At 49.1% G+C, this 15,097-nt stretch carries 12 protein-coding genes; 5 read left to right on the top strand and 7 right to left on the bottom strand.

Annotated elements, in window-relative coordinates; translation table 11 throughout:
* Nucleotides 1-73: 73 nt before the first annotated feature.
* The 5 genes from ACFFUV_RS16090 to ACFFUV_RS16070 all read left to right on the top strand — a co-directional run bounded on the left by ACFFUV_RS16090 (nucleotide 74) and on the right by ACFFUV_RS16070 (nucleotide 6,037).
* Nucleotides 74-922 carry a GNAT family N-acetyltransferase gene (locus tag ACFFUV_RS16090; RefSeq protein WP_390194603.1) on the top strand — a complete coding sequence of 283 codons (849 nt, stop codon included), beginning with the start codon at nucleotides 74-76 and terminating at the stop codon, nucleotides 920-922.
* 144 nt (nucleotides 923-1,066) lie between these two features.
* On the top strand, nucleotides 1,067-1,909 hold the full coding sequence (locus tag ACFFUV_RS16085) for an ATP-binding cassette domain-containing protein (RefSeq protein ID WP_390194602.1): 843 nt from the start codon (nucleotides 1,067-1,069) through the stop codon (nucleotides 1,907-1,909).
* 8 nt (nucleotides 1,910-1,917) lie between these two features.
* On the top strand, nucleotides 1,918-2,694 hold the full coding sequence (locus ACFFUV_RS16080; RefSeq protein WP_390194601.1) for an ABC transporter ATP-binding protein: 777 nt from the start codon (nucleotides 1,918-1,920) through the stop codon (nucleotides 2,692-2,694).
* Nucleotides 2,695-2,718: 24 nt separating this feature from the next.
* Nucleotides 2,719-4,245: an ABC transporter substrate-binding protein gene (locus tag ACFFUV_RS16075; RefSeq protein WP_390194600.1), complete on the top strand. Its 1,527-nt coding sequence runs from the start codon at nucleotides 2,719-2,721 to the stop codon at nucleotides 4,243-4,245.
* A 13-nt stretch (nucleotides 4,246-4,258) separates the two neighbouring features.
* Nucleotides 4,259-6,037, top strand: coding sequence for an ABC transporter permease subunit (locus ACFFUV_RS16070; protein WP_390194599.1), 1,779 nt, complete (start codon nucleotides 4,259-4,261; stop codon nucleotides 6,035-6,037).
* 73 nt (nucleotides 6,038-6,110) lie between these two features.
* Here ACFFUV_RS16070 and nhaA read toward each other — a convergent pair whose 3' ends face one another.
* The 7 genes from nhaA to ACFFUV_RS16035 form a co-directional block, all read right to left on the bottom strand.
* On the bottom strand, nucleotides 6,111-7,523 hold the full coding sequence (gene nhaA / locus ACFFUV_RS16065; RefSeq protein WP_390194598.1) for a Na+/H+ antiporter NhaA: 1,413 nt from the start codon (nucleotides 7,521-7,523) through the stop codon (nucleotides 6,111-6,113).
* A gap of 245 nt (nucleotides 7,524-7,768) precedes the next feature.
* Nucleotides 7,769-8,911, bottom strand: coding sequence for an iron-containing alcohol dehydrogenase (locus tag ACFFUV_RS16060; RefSeq protein ID WP_390194597.1), 1,143 nt, complete (start codon nucleotides 8,909-8,911; stop codon nucleotides 7,769-7,771).
* A 10-nt stretch (nucleotides 8,912-8,921) separates the two neighbouring features.
* The gene (gene rhaD / locus ACFFUV_RS16055) at nucleotides 8,922-9,722 is read right to left on the bottom strand and encodes a rhamnulose-1-phosphate aldolase (protein ID WP_390194596.1); all 801 of its coding nucleotides are present in this window, start codon (nucleotides 9,720-9,722) and stop codon (nucleotides 8,922-8,924) included.
* Nucleotides 9,723-9,825: 103 nt separating this feature from the next.
* The gene (locus ACFFUV_RS16050) at nucleotides 9,826-11,085 is read right to left on the bottom strand and encodes an L-rhamnose isomerase (RefSeq protein WP_390194595.1); all 1,260 of its coding nucleotides are present in this window, start codon (nucleotides 11,083-11,085) and stop codon (nucleotides 9,826-9,828) included.
* Between the two features lie 9 nt (nucleotides 11,086-11,094).
* Nucleotides 11,095-12,537: a rhamnulokinase gene (gene rhaB / locus ACFFUV_RS16045; protein WP_390194594.1), complete on the bottom strand. Its 1,443-nt coding sequence runs from the start codon at nucleotides 12,535-12,537 to the stop codon at nucleotides 11,095-11,097.
* A 220-nt stretch (nucleotides 12,538-12,757) separates the two neighbouring features.
* Nucleotides 12,758-13,081 carry an L-rhamnose mutarotase gene (rhaM, locus tag ACFFUV_RS16040; RefSeq protein ID WP_390194593.1) on the bottom strand — a complete coding sequence of 108 codons (324 nt, stop codon included), beginning with the start codon at nucleotides 13,079-13,081 and terminating at the stop codon, nucleotides 12,758-12,760.
* Nucleotides 13,082-13,095: 14 nt separating this feature from the next.
* Nucleotides 13,096-14,817 carry a purine-cytosine permease family protein gene (locus ACFFUV_RS16035; RefSeq protein ID WP_390194592.1) on the bottom strand — a complete coding sequence of 574 codons (1,722 nt, stop codon included), beginning with the start codon at nucleotides 14,815-14,817 and terminating at the stop codon, nucleotides 13,096-13,098.
* Nucleotides 14,818-15,097 lie beyond the last annotated feature (280 nt).

Genomic DNA, 15,097 nt, shown 5'->3' with positions numbered 1-15,097 from the left:
CTAGGTCACTTATTCTTGACTCTTACCGCTGCTTTTAGAAAATAGCTCACACACAGATTAACAAGAGCGTGGCATGCAATACTCGATTCTCCCACTCACCTCCGCTGATTTGCCTCTGGCTCATGCGATGACCCAGGCTTTGGGCTGGCCGCATCGCCAACAAGACTGGCAACACATTCTCGACTTAGGAGACGCTATCGCGCTCAAAGATGACTCAAAGCTCATCGGGACTGGGGCGGTGTTACCTCAAGGTGACTACGCAAGCATAGGACTTGTGGTCATTGACCAAAAGTATCAGCAACAAGGACTTGGGAGAACGATTGTCGAGCAGTTAATCAATCACTCCCCTCTCGTGGATTGGTATTTAACCGCGACACTGGCTGGCGAGCCACTGTATCGAAAATTAGGGTTTCGTCACTATCAACGTGTACACCAATATCAAGCCAAGGTGAAACCACTCACTCCTGTTCCTGAAAACCGCCCATCGCAGCATACGATTGATGACTATCGACCTAACGATAGCGCTTCATTACAGCAACTTATGCAAAGCGCAACACAGATGAACCGCGACAAAATTGTTGATTGGTTGTGCCAAACCTCTCAGCGCATCATCGTACTCAAACACCTGCAGCAAATCACTGGCTACGCATGCTTGCGCGAGTTTGGGCGAGGCTTATGTATTGGCCCAGTGATCGCACAAACGGAGGATCAAGCCTGCTATCTGATTCGTGAGCTTTTAGCCGGAGTATCGGGGCAATTTGTGCGTATCGATATTCCCAGTCAGTATCGAATGATTGCAGCGACGCTGACAACCTTTGGACTCATGCAAGTGGACGATGTGAGTCAAATGGTCAAAGGCGCTACACCAACCATAAACCCGGACTGCACTCAGTTTGCGCTGGTCACTCAAGCCATCGGTTAATCGAAGCCCTATGAGAACCGGTGCCTAACGTACTGGTTTATCGAGTTTTCTATATCTCCGCAATGAAGTCGTCAAATTACTCTTTACTCGGAGAATGACTATTTGTTATGTTATAACAAATTATAAGTTATAGTATAACATTGCATGAATTCTCGTTTTTCTCTGTTGCCACCAGTGCTTGAAGTTAATGACTTAAGCCTCACAATCCAAGGTCATACCTTGGTTAATGACATCAACTTCTCATTATCCGCTGGTGAACGAGTGTGTCTGATCGGTGCCTCCGGGTCAGGAAAATCACTCACCGCAAGAGCGATCAGCGGGGTTTTACCTTGGTATTGCCAGCGTAGCGGTACCATCAAGGTAAATGGACAAGAAGTGAGTCATAAACCGGTACTCGCCCGCCCATCAACAGCACGTGTCGCCACGATTTTTCAAGATTCATTCAGTGCATTAAATCCGTTAATGCCGGTTGGCAAGCAGTTGGCATTGAGCGTCAATGCTGGCTCTCAGCATGCGCTATATCAGTTACTTGAACAGATGGAATTGGACAATATCGAGCAGATGATGAACCGCTTACCGAGCGAGCTATCGGGTGGGCAGCGTCAACGAATTTGTATCGCGTTTGCTTTGCTCAGTGGCGCCAATATATTGATTGCCGATGAACCGACGACGGCTCTTGATGTGATTAACCAACAACAAGTGGTGAAGCTATTAAAGCAATGCAGCGGACACCACTGCTCCCACAATGAACAATTGCATGGTAATCCGTTAGCGTTACTGTTTATCACTCATGATATCAGCGTTGCAGCTCAGCTCTGTGAACGCGCCTTAGTGATGGAAAATGGGCGCATTGTCGAATCAGCAACAATGGCTCAGCTTCTGAGTGCACCTCAGCACCCTTATACCCAGCAGTTAGTTCACGCGGCGTATCAAACCAACAGCGCGCGAGTGACCCAGCCCCCTTTTCAAAACGTTGCCAACGGATAAATCACGCGATGTCTTTTTTACAGTTAGAACAGGTCTATTATGCCTGGCGTTCAAGTACAACGCCGAGCGTCAACGGTGTATCACTCTCTTTAGACCCTCTCGAGTGCGTAGGGCTGGTTGGCGGCTCTGGTAGCGGTAAATCCACCCTCATCAAACTCATTCTTGGGCTTGCTAAGCCACAAAATGGTCACGTGTACTGGCAACAACAAGCGCTGCAACAGGCGTCGGCTCGTCAACTCAAGGATTACCGCCAAGCGGTACAATATATTCCTCAAGAGCCCCATACCTCGTTACCACCAAACCAAAACGTGGCTCAAGTGCTGAGCACCCCGTTAAAACACTTAAAAGGCCTTCGTGCTTCGTACCGTCAATTATGCCAAGCCGTAGACCAAGTTGAGCTACCGAAGGCAATATTAGACCGAAACATTACCGAATTATCCGGCGGGCAGGCTCAGCGTATCGCGCTGGCCAGAGCTTTGATTGTACAGCCCCAGTTTCTCCTCGCAGATGAACCGACCAGCGGTCTTGATCTGCCGTTACGTGAGCAAATAAAGCAACTGCTGATCAACGTATGCCAACAGAACAGCATGGGATTGCTGTTAGTCACTCACGATATCTCACTCGCCAGTGGGCTGTGCTCACGGTTATTGGTCATGAACAACGGCAGCGTTATCGAAGACCGCCCCACAGATCTGCTGCTCGCGTCTCCGCAGCACAGCTATACCCAACAATTACTGCAAGCGGTGCCAAGTCTGCCCGCCGCTCAACACGCTTACAAAGCCTAATAAAACCAAAAAGGAAATGACTCCATGATTCAACCAAAGCAGTGGCCATGGCTTGGTCTTATTGCCTCACTCTCTCTGCTCACCGGCTGCTTTGACCGTTCGTCATCCACAGCCGAACAACAAAAAGCGCAACAGAGCGAATCATCTCAACGCATCAAGTTGGCCATGTTATTGCCACCTCGTTCCGCGTTGAACCCGCTCAGTGATGACGCATTTAAACTCTCCCGTTGGAGCACAGCAGAAACCTTGGTCAAACTTGACCAGCAAGCCAACCTACTTCCTTCACTAGCGACCAGTTGGGAGCAGTTAAACGCGACCGAATGGCGATTTGAGATCCGTCCTGAGGTCATATTTCATGACAACACCCCTCTCACCTCTCAGGCGGTGGTTAATGCTTTAAATGTGGCGATATCTGCTTCACCAAAGCCTCGTATTTTGGATGGCGTTGAACTCTCGGTGCAAGCTGATGGTGAGCATGCGATCATCATCCGTACTCAAGTTCGCGATCCGCTATTACCACAACGGCTATCAAGCCCTCAGCTTTCTATATTGTCTCTCAATGCTTACGGTGAAAACGGGGTGATCAGCCCGGTTAAAGCAGGAACCGGACCATTTGTCCTTACCGCTCTCCATGGCACTAGCTCTGCCACGTTAGAACGTTTCGATGATTACTGGGGAGAAAAGGCACAAGCACCGGGTATCGATGTCAGCTTTGTACCTGACGGCATGGCAAGAGCGGCGGCACTGCGTACTGGAAGCGCCGATATTGTCGAGGCGATACCCGTTTCTCAGGCACCTCTTGTTGATCAAAACTTAGTGCATGAAGTTCCGATGCCGCACACCAATACATTATATCTCAACACTCGTCGCGGAGTGATGAGTGATCCAGCGATGCGTGCCGCTGTGCGCCAAGCACTTAATCGTGAGCAACTTGTCAACAATGTTTATGAACAGCGCGCTGATATCGCCAAAGGTCTGCTTGGGCCAGCAGTCGCTTGGGCTGAACAATGGCGACAACCGGTTAATTACCCTGTGCAAGCAGCGCAGCCAAAAGGGCAAACCATTACTTTAGCCACATTTACCGACCGAACGGAATTACCAGAAGTGGCGATCTACCTCGCACAGCAACTCACTGATGCCGGCTTTAACGTCAAGCAAGATGTACGCGAGTATTCGCAGATAGAATCCGATGCATTAGCCGGCAAGTTTGATGCGTTTATTTTATCACGTGCGACGGTACTCGACTCTGGAGATCCCGTTGCTTATTTATACAGTGATTTTAGCTGCGAAGGTTCATTCAATATCGCACAGCTATGCGACCCCAATATTGATCAAGCATTAAAAGAGGCTGCTCAACTCACTGGTGTTGAACGTCAAAAAGCAATTATCGCTGCCGAAAATGCCATTCTGGCAAGTGATGCGGCAATTCCAATGCTCCATGAACGTGTGATTCAAGGAGAAGCGGCTCATGTTCGTGGGGCGCTGCGTGATCCACGAGAGCGTGAACTGATTGATAACCACACCTACATCGCCCGCGATGAAGCGCTGTAAAGGTTAAACCACTATGCTTGTCGCTCTGATGAAATCTAAGCAGCGCATAATACCATGGGGCCAAACGAGACCTTACGCTTGGCTTCCGGCATTATCTCGTTTGGTCACGTTGGCCGCGGTGGTATGGTTAGTTGCCATGCTGCCTTGGCTATCGGGACAAGATCCCGCGCTGGCCATTTTGCGAGCGCGTTCAGCGGAACAAAATCCAAGTGTCGCAGCGTTGGAAGCGATACGCCAGTCATTAGGGCTCGACCAAGGGCCAATCGCCCTCATGTGGCAGTGGCTAGGCGGCATCATACAAGGTGATGCGGGTATCTCGTGGGTATCGGGGCGCCCCATTCTCCAAGGCATGCTGCAAGCGAGCGGCGTCTCTGTGTCTTTGATGAGCTTTGCGCTTGTTGGCGCTTTGCTGATCGCATTTGCGCTGACGTTACCTACATTACGCCGCGGATTACAGGGCCAAGCCTATCGTAGCAGCGGAATGCTTGCGGTCACCTTAACCGCGCTGCCTGAATTTCTGCTTGCCTCTTTGCTGTTGCTGATTGGCGCAGTATGGTTACGCTGGTTTCCGCCCTTTGGTTGGGGGCAGCCAGTACAGGTTGTATTGCCTGCACTGGCATTAGCAATTCCTGCTGGCGGTTATTTGGGACGTCTACTCTCCGATACCGTAGCCCAAGTATTCAGTGAGGCGTGGATTACCACATGGAGCGTTGCTGGCGTCAGTCGCCTTGCTATCGTTCGCGCGGTATTAAAGCGAGCACTGGCAACCACACTGCCTTTAATTGGCTTAGTATTAGTGTCTCTAGTTGGCGGGGCAATTGCGGTAGAAAAAGTGTTTGCGATTCCCGGGCTTGGCCGTGCAACTCTTGGCGCGGCGATTGCCAAAGATGTGCCTAGCTTGCAACTGGGTGTGCTGCTCATTTTGCTGCTGGCCTTTGCGGTAGGGGTTTGCGTCAATATGCTGCGCAGCATGCTCGTTGGCAAGGCTCTGCGTCAAGGTGCGATGCCAACCCCCAAAGAGAGCAGCATCACCACTGGAAAAGTCACGCGCTGGATGGCCATTTTCTGCGCGCTATTTCTTGGTGGTATTGTTGGCTTGGGTTTATTTCGGGACCCGTTTGCCATTGAGTATGCTCGCTTACAAGCCCCTTCGCTCACCCTGCCGTTTGGCGCGGATGCGATGGGTCGTGATTTACTGGCTCGCGTGGCTCACGGCAGCCTACATACTTGCTTTGTCGCATTGTGCGTCGCTGTCGTGTGTTTAGTGATTGGCTTTATGATCGGTCAATTTCCACGTTTAATGGCTGGGCCGATTGAAGTTGCTAATGCGCTACCTCCGGTTCTCACTGGATTGATCATTGCCGCGACTTTGGGCCCTAGTGGATTTGGCGCAGCCTTAGCGGTTGTGATTGTCAGTTGGGCACCTCTAGCGGCCCATGCGGCAAGTTTAATCAGTGATGTCAAAGCGCGCCCTTACATTCAGATGTTGCCGCTACTCGGTATTACCGCGTTACACGCAAATGTATTTTACGTGTTCCCAGCGGTGTTTCCGTCTCTGCTGAGGCATGCGATGCTACGTATACCAGGCATTGCACTCGCACTGGCGTCGCTGGGCTTTTTAGGGCTTGGCTCACCACCACCTAGCCCAGAGTGGGGGAGAATTCTTGCTGAGGGAATGCCTTATATTGAACGCGGCTATTGGGGCGTGTTGGCGCCAGCGCTATCACTGATTGTCTTATCGGTGTTTGCAGTGAGCGCAGCCAGCCTAAAGCCAACCACCTCACCAACCTAATAAAACCCCGCGCTATGGACAGCCACGGCGCGGGGCTTTGCTTAATCGATAAGCCTGAATCGATAAACCTGAGTTAAGAAGACTCACCTTGGTAAGGCGTAACAAAGCGCAGCCATAAATAGCCAAGGATACCCGCTATTAAGGTCGCAAGCATAATCCCAAGCTTGGCGTCCAGAAGCTGCTGCTGACTGTCATCAAAACTCAAAAGCGCAATAAACATCGACATGGTAAAGCCCATTCCAGCGAGGATCGACAAACCAAATATCTCTTTGAAGTTTAGCGAACTGTTGATTTCACCGACACCGGTTTTGACCGACAACCAAGTTAAGCTGAAGATGCCGAGCGGTTTGCCCACCAGCAGACCAAATACAATCCCCCAGGCAATCGGCGCATGCAGCATATTATTCAACGCTTGCTGCGTCACTTCCGTTCCGGCATTGAGAAACGCAAAGATTGGCACAATCAATAAACTCACTGGTTTATCAAGCAGGTTTTCCCATATACGCAGTGGCGTACGGGTTAAACTGGCTTTGCGTTGAATTTCTCCAAGAGCTGAATCTTTACTTTCATCACTTAACACTTCGCGATGCTCTTCGTCTGTGGATTGCTGAGGGTCGCTAAGCCGCTGGTAAATCGCACCTGCGGTATTTTTCATGGAGTGCGCTAAATGCCCTGGGTGCATTTTCGGTCTAGCGGGAATCGCCAACGCCGCCAATACCCCGGCAATGGTGGCATGAACCCCAGATTGCAAAATGAAATACCACAGCCCGAGCGCCAAGACCACATACCAAAACGGGCCGCGAATACCAAAGCGATTTAACGCCAATAAACCAACGAAGAATCCGGCGGCGATGTAGAGCGCATTCCACACGATTTGGTCTGTATAAAACAGCGCAATGACGATCACCGCGCCAATATCATCAACAATAGCAAGGGCGACCAAAAACACTTTCAAACTTGGATTCACTTTGCTGCCAAGTAGCGCCATGATCCCTAATGCAAACGCGGTATCGGTTGCCATCGGCACACCCCAACCACTACTGCCCTCTCCGCCGTAGTTAATCGCGTAGTAAATCAGTGCGGGAAACATCATGCCGCCCACCGCCGCTAAAATCACCGCCGCCGAGTTTTTAATCGAACTCAACTCTCCGGCAATAAATTCACGCTTTACTTCCAGCCCGAGAATGAAAAAGAACAGCACCATCAAGCCATCATTGACCCACTCATGGAGATCCATTTCAAGACGAAAGTCATCAACAAATAAGCCTAGAGTGACTTTTTCAAATTGGTGGTAAAACGAGGCGTAGTCTGAGTTAGCAAGAAACAGAGCGATAAATGTTGAAGCGAGAAGAATAATCGCCCCTGTGGTCTGATTATCAACAAACTCGTTAAAAGGTTGTTTTACATAACGGCTAAAAGAGCGCTCAAGAGGAGGGCGAATATCTTGAGATTGAGCGTCAGATTCATGGTCATTCGATTGCGTCATCGCGAGAAGTCCTTAATCTTAATTTGCGGTGCGCCAGCACCGATTTGAATTTACAGCATCACGGTTTACTCATTTATAACTCATTGATTACAAAATCATCCTATCACCAAAATGTGACACATGACAAAGTTTTGACTCGGTTTGACGAAAATTTCACCATAATTAAAATACACAAAAGCCAACCTCAATATTGAGATTGGCTTTTATTGCTTTTAGGTTACAGGTAACCAAAAGCTCTCAAAGCACTACAACGCTTTATGATAAAGCTCAATCACTTGCTCACGAGTCATTGGCGCAGGGTTACCGCCAGCGCAAGGATCGGCCAATGCATCATCTACCCAAGCCAGAATATCTTCTTCACTCACCCCCAATTCGGCAAATCCGCGAGGAATTCCCACTCGGCGATTTAAAGCATTGAGTGCATCGATGGCTGCAACACTGGCTTGCTCGCTGTCCATATCGGACGTATCTACCCCCAACGCTTTGGCAACTTGAGCAAATTTCTCGACTCGATATGGACGATTAAACTCACTGACGATCGGCAGCAAAATGGCATTGCATACCCCGTGAGGTAAGTCTTTGTGCGCGCCGGCGGGATGCGCCATGGCGTGTACCATACCGAGGCCAGCACTATTAAACGACAAGCCAGCGATAAACTGACCATACGCCATTATTTCACGCGAGTTAATGTCAGAGCCGTCATCGACCGCTTGTGGCAAACTTTGGGCGATGGTACTGATGGCCTCAAGAGAAATGTAATCCGTCAGCTTATGAGCGCCCACCGAAACGTAGGACTCTAGAGCATGGGTTAACGCATCAATACCGGTTGCTGCAGTGGTCGCGCTCGGAATGCCAAGCATCACACTGGGGTCATTCACTGAAATATCCGGAATAATTTTATCCGAGATGATGACATGCTTAACATGAGTCGCGGTATCGGTGATCACCGCGTTACTGGTGACCTCTGCTGCAGTGCCGGCAGTGGTATTAATCGCATACAGTGGCGCCCCCAGCTTGGAGACTTTTTCTACCCCATTGTAGTTGGCTATCGGCGCTGGATTCGCGGAAAGAATACGAATCGCTTTTGCGGTATCAATCGAGCTGCCGCCTCCAAAACCAATAATGTAGCGAGCGTCACTCTTTTGGTACATCGCCAATGCTTGGTTGACGGTATTGGTATCTGGATTAGGACGAACATCCTTAAACAGCGTGAGTTCGAGTTCACTTTCCATCAGTTTGTTGGCAAATCCGAGTTCAACTAAGGTCGGGTCGCAAATCAACAACCCTTTATCACCGGCATGCTCTGCTGTCAGACGCTCGATCAATGCATCAATCGAACCGACACCAGATAAGTTAATTTTTGGAAACGCTAGTTTAAACACACTCATGTTGTTTACCTCATAGATTAAATTCTTGTTTGAGAATTTCCATGTTCTCTTTGGTGACCCCTTCAGGCTCATAACCTGCTGATGTACACATCAGATACAGCTTGGCCCCTTTGTTAGCCACATCAATAAAATCAAAAGCTTGTAGAACATCAGCGCCGGAGGCCGTTGCGCCATGCTTCTCCCATACCGCCACATCATTGACCAGCAAAGACGCCGTGGTTCCGTCGGCCAACTCTTCAGAAGACGGCAAGCAGTAAGGAATCATGCCGACACCGCGTGGCACAAATGCCCGTACCTCGGGTAGCATTTTCCAGCAGGTATACGTGAACAGTTCGCTACTTTTAGAGATATCCGGATGATGAGAGAGTGCAATCAACTCCAGGGGATGGGTGTGAACCACAGATTTATGATCAGAACCTGCTTGACGCTTCGCGACTAATATTTTGATATGACTGATAAATTCTGATGTCGGTGCAAAGTTGTCACTCGCCTTACCCCCCCATAAAATACGGTAACCATTCGCTTGGTCATTAATGCGTAGAATGCAACCAGCGTAATCAGGGTCTCGCAGCTCACGAATACGCTGCCCTGTGCCTTTGACGTAATAAATACGCCCTGCGCTTTCCATGGGTAGTTGCAATGGCAGCGCTTTTTCTGGGCTATTCACCTCACCAACATCACCGTAAATATCGGTTAAATCCACGGAAATATTACCGCCATTGCGCTCGGCCCACTCACGCTGCCAAAGGTATTGGGACACTTCGCTGACTTTGGCGATTTCGTTTTTTACTGCGTCATTTAACTGAGTCATAACTAAACCTTTTAAAATTCGATAGGGTGAAAACACGTTATCGAGTAAGCAAGAAAGCGCATCAGGAGCCCGCTCTCTCTTACTTACTCGACATTCAGGGGAATTAACGTGTTTCGTTGATGGTGGCTTCGTAATCTTTAATGTCTTTCATCCAGTCAAAGCCCACCGGTACTTGGTTTTGCGCGCAGTAGTAATCCCACACCGCAGCCCATGGCAATGAGTGCGCTTCTTCCATCAAACCCAAACGCGTTGTGAAATCAAACTCGGCTTCTGCCGCTTTAAGCTGCGCGGTCGGCTCTAATAGCGCTTTAAGCAGTGCTTTTTGCGCATTACGTGTCCCGATCACCCATGCCGCCACTCGGTTGATCGACGCATCAAAGAAATCCAAACCGATTGAGACACGGTCTTGTAGTTGATTACGTACGATTTCACGCATGATGGCTTGCGTTTCATCATCAAACGAAACCACATGGTCCGAATCCCAACGAACAGGGCGCGTCACGTGTAGCAGCAAATCTTGAACGTAGAGCGAACAGGCGCTGATTTTGTCGCTGATCATCTCTGTGGGATGGAAATGGCCAGCATCCAAACACAGCGCGGTGTTGCGAGTTGACGCGTATGCCAAATAGAATTCATTGCTGCCCACGGTGTATGCTTCTGCGCCGATACCAAATAATTTACTTTCAACGGCGTCCTTGTGGTAAGCCGGGTCAATCTTTTCTGCCAACGCGTCATCCAGCGCATCCAATAGACGTTGACGCGGTGCAAGGCGGTCAACGGGCATGTCTTTCATACCATCGGGAATCCAGATATTCATTACTGACGGCGACCCCAATTCACGACCGAAATACTCTGAGACCTTGCGTGAGGCTTTCACATGCTCCACCCAGAACTGACGAACTTCTTCGCTGGGATGTGAAAGCGTTAAGCCATCATCCGCTTTAGGGTGAGAGAAAAGAGTTGGATTAAAATCGAGCCCAAGATCGTGTTGTTTTGCCCACTCAACCCAGCGAGCAAAGTGCTCAGGCTTAATTTGGTCACGCTCGACATGCTCATCACTATCGAGATAAATGGCATGTAAGTTGACGCGCTTTTTGCCTGGAATCAATGAGAAGGCTTTTTCCATATCCGCGCGCAGTTCGGCAGGCGTGCTTGCGGCACCTGGATAATTACCTGTAGTTTGAATACCGCCGCTTAGCGCCACATCAGGAGATTCAAACCCTCGCACATCATCGCCCTGCCAGCAGTGAATGGAGATCGGCGTGGTTTTTAGTTCGGCTAACGCTTGCTCGGTGTCGACACCGTAGCGGGCAAACACTTGTTTGGCGTTTTGATATGCAGTTGTAATGTGTTCGTTGCTCATGTTGGGTACCTATTTTTTGATCTGTTGGTAGCGGGATTTGATTTGGGCTAATCCCTCGACGTTATTGGGTTGGAAATAGTGAACATCAGAAGACGCATCAATGATTTGTCGCGCTTCTTCAAGCGAGGTAATGATGTCCGAGGCAATAAATTGATTTACCACGTTGCCTAGCGCAGAGGCTTCTGTTGGTTCGGTTGAGACCGTGATTTGGCAGACATCCGCGCACAGTTGATTAAGCAGTTTGTCTTGTGTTCCACCACCGACAATACGCAGTTCACGAATCGGCTTTGCCGTGACTTCACTGAGCTGAGCAAGTACCTCGTCATACGCCAGCGCTAAACTGTCATACACGCAGCGCAGCACTTGAGATAGCGTGTCTGGTGCAGGTTGACCACGTTTGATAAACCACTGCTTGATGGCAGTCGTCATCGAATCAGGGTTAAGAAAGTCGTTGTCATTGGGATTAAGCACAAACTCAAATGGCGTTGCTTGGCGCGCCAGCATGGCAACGTCGCTAAACATCAAAGAAGGATTCTCTGCTTTAATACGCTGAATAAGCCACAAACCCATGATGTTTTTCAGCACGCGATAGCGGCCATCAACGCCACCTTCATTAGTAAGATTGTATTGATAAGCCAATTCGCCGGTGTAAGGCTGCTCGCTTTCCACGCCAACCAAAGACCAAGTGCCCGAACTTAAATACGCCATGTTGTCGCCGGCGATAGGCGTTGCAGCAACAGCAGAAGCTGTATCATGACTGGCGACAGAGCACACAGGAATGTGCACATCCGCAATTTGGTATTGACCAATAATGCGATTTGGCATTCTAGGCTCAAGCAGCCAATCCATTTTTGCTCCGCACGCTTCAACCAATGCTTTGTTCCAGGTTTTGGCTTCGCAGTTGAGCATCTGGCTAGTCGATGCATTGGTGTATTCGCAATGCTTTACACCACACAGCTTGTAGTTGAGGTAATCTGGAATAAATAGCAAGGTATCGATATCAGCAAACCATGATGGCTGCTGATCAGCGATGGCTTTAAGTTGATAAAGGGTATTGAACGGCAGAAACTGAATGCCCGTGGTCGCATAAATCTCTTCGCGAGTGAGTTGGCTATCGACCAATAGCTGGTCAAGAACGCCTTGCGTACGTTTATCTCGATAACTGACAAACTCCCCCAAATGCTTGCCAAACTTATCCAGCAGTACGAAATCCACACCCCAAGTATCTATACCCAGCGAGCACACAGGAATATCTGCCGCCAACACCTTATTGATACCCACTTTGATCTCTTCGAGGATCGAGTACAGCGCCCAGCAGGATTCTCCCTCTGTCATCACCTGCTGATTTTGAAATCGATGAAACTCTTGAAGTTCGATCTTTTTATCTTTCAGATAACCGACCATCACGCGCCCACTGGACGCACCTAGGTCTATTGCTATTACCGCTTTCATCGTCAATAACACCTCTTGTTCTTTACAGGTATTAAAGCGTTTTCAGCCAGCAAATAACTTCAAATATCGTCCTTTAAAAACGCAAATGCTGCGTTTTTTTCAAGAAGCTTATGCGGCATTTCAAATTTTTGTGACCCAGCTGAACCTCATACCAATTTGGCACGTTGCAATGCAAAAAGCCCCACCGAAGTGGGGCTTTGACACCAAATAATCGCCATCGTTATGCGAGATAAAACACCGACTCTAACTCCAACGATTGTGGTGAGTTATCAGCGTTCGTCGCCATAATGTCTTGCATAAAGGCCCACCATTCTTGGCAGGCAGGAGTCTCAGCAACCTGCTGCCAGAGAGCCTCATCTTCGATTTCCACATAGCCAAATAGCTGGTGAGTCGCTTGATGGAAAAAGATCGAATAATTGTGCCCACCATGCGCTTTCAGTTCTTTGACTAACTCTGGCCATATTTCGTTATGGCGTTTCTGATATTCTGCTTTACAACCTTGATTCAGTTGCATCACAAAGGCTTTACGAATTAACTCACTCACAAAAAAACTCCTTACTACGATTTATCACGCTGGGTGATCCAAGTGGTGGCCGCAATGAAATAAAGGATGGTTGGGTAGATGACAAACGCTTTGAACGAGTCAAATGCCGCTTGATAATCCGCCCCAGAACCCCACACTTTCAGCGCCGATAACACCATCGCTGCTAAACAAGCGAGAGCGATCGCGCCGCTGACTTTCTCAAGTGTCCCTGCAGGTTTATGTACCGGTTGCTGTTGATGTTCCTGTTTCGCTTGTTGTTGATGACGCTGAGCTTCTCGCTCTAGGCTTTGCTCGTACTCGGCTTGTTGTACGCGGTAATCGTCGCCCGCTCCCATCGATTTCGCGAGTAAGATGTACACCACCATGGATAACAGATACGTTGGCACAAATAAGAAGAACAGGTGCAAAATACCTAACTGCTCACAACTCACCGCAAACACCACGCCAATTGCCCATGCCAGCAGTGCTGCCTTATTCAAGCTATTACCTTGATACTGAGACCACAGTGGCGTTAAGCCGATTTTTTTAAAGACCCAATGCTCAGACACCACGATTGCGCCAACGGGTGCCAGTAACAGTCCCATATAACCGACAAAGTCTAAAAGACGAGTAAACACAAATGGAAAACACGCAATGATTGCTGTCACGATGCCAACAATGGTGGTGATATACGCTCGAGATTTACTGGGGAAAATACTTTGAATCGCGAGACCGGCGCGGTAAATCGTCGGATTAGAGGTTGTCCAGCCTGCAATGATCACTGCAATAATGCCAGTTGCTCCTAACGCTGCGTAAGCAATGCCGCCCGCATCAAGGTTAGACATAGTGGTTTGCAATAACAGCATCGCACCGGCCCCCATAATTCCGGCACAAATCCATGCGATATAATGGCCAAAGAACATGCCAAAGGCAGAGAAGTAACCGTATTTCGGGCTCTTCGCAAAACGCAGCAAAGCCATGTCGCCAAGGGAACCATGCATCGCGAGGTTACAGACCCAAGCGAATGCTGCGATCTGCCAAAATGTCATCGAAGGAGAGCCATCTGGTGTTTGCCCCGTCCAGATATATTGATCCGCCAATGCCGTAAACTGACCAAATCCGGTAAACGCTTCACCGTTGCCAAGGTTACTTAACGCAGGCAAACACACCATGCCACCGGTCACAAATACCACCAGCAACCAAGGTGAGCATACCGTGGCAAATTGCGCACACTTTTTAAATCCAAGCACCGCAATCGCCACCACAATCGCGCCCACGGCTAACGCCACCGCAATGAACGCCCCACTGTTTGGGTACCAATGGGTCTGGGCTGGAATATTAAATAAGATTCGTACCGCTGATGCTGAAACCGTGATCATGGCACCACCCAACGCGCAAAACAGTACCGCATTCACCACGTTATACACTTTATTGAAACCCGGGCCTGCAATACGTCTCAAATATTCGTACACAGTTAACCGTGATTGGGTCGCAATCGGCGCGGTGATCAGCGCCCACGTCAGCACGGCCATAACGTTGCCGACTAACAGCCCCATTAAAATATCAAAAGTACTGGCACCCCATGCTACAAAGGCCGCGCCAATCACAAATTCAGTTCCGGCGACGTGCTCACCAGAATAGGTCCCGAGAAAGTGCCGCCATCCTAACAACTTATGCTGCGGCACTCGTTCTTGTTCGTACTCATTGAGCTCAGTCTTACTGTGCTCAGTCGTCGTAGAGGTAATAGTTGTAGACATTATCGTCTCCTTGCTATTCATAAGCTTTTGTTTCAACCGTCATTTTTTCCAGCGGCTTTTTATTGTTGTGACTCATCGCTCTCGCTAAGGTAGGGTGAAATGAAAACGTGAGTTTTTGCGCTGTTAGCTTACGAAGTTGAGCAATTTAAACCTTGGCGATTTGGCGCTTCTCGAGGCGCAATTCGGTCAGTTTATTAAGGTGGGTGACGCGTTGTTCACACTTTTAACATTCTTAAAATCTAAAGAAAAAAAGTGGGAGACTTTGAGGAGAAATATCGTC

This window comes from Vibrio olivae (assembly GCF_042428525.1).
Classification (GTDB): domain Bacteria; phylum Pseudomonadota; class Gammaproteobacteria; order Enterobacterales; family Vibrionaceae; genus Vibrio; species Vibrio olivae.
The sequence above is the reverse complement of the archived record's forward strand: the minus strand, read 5'-3'. Positions and strand labels throughout refer to the sequence as shown.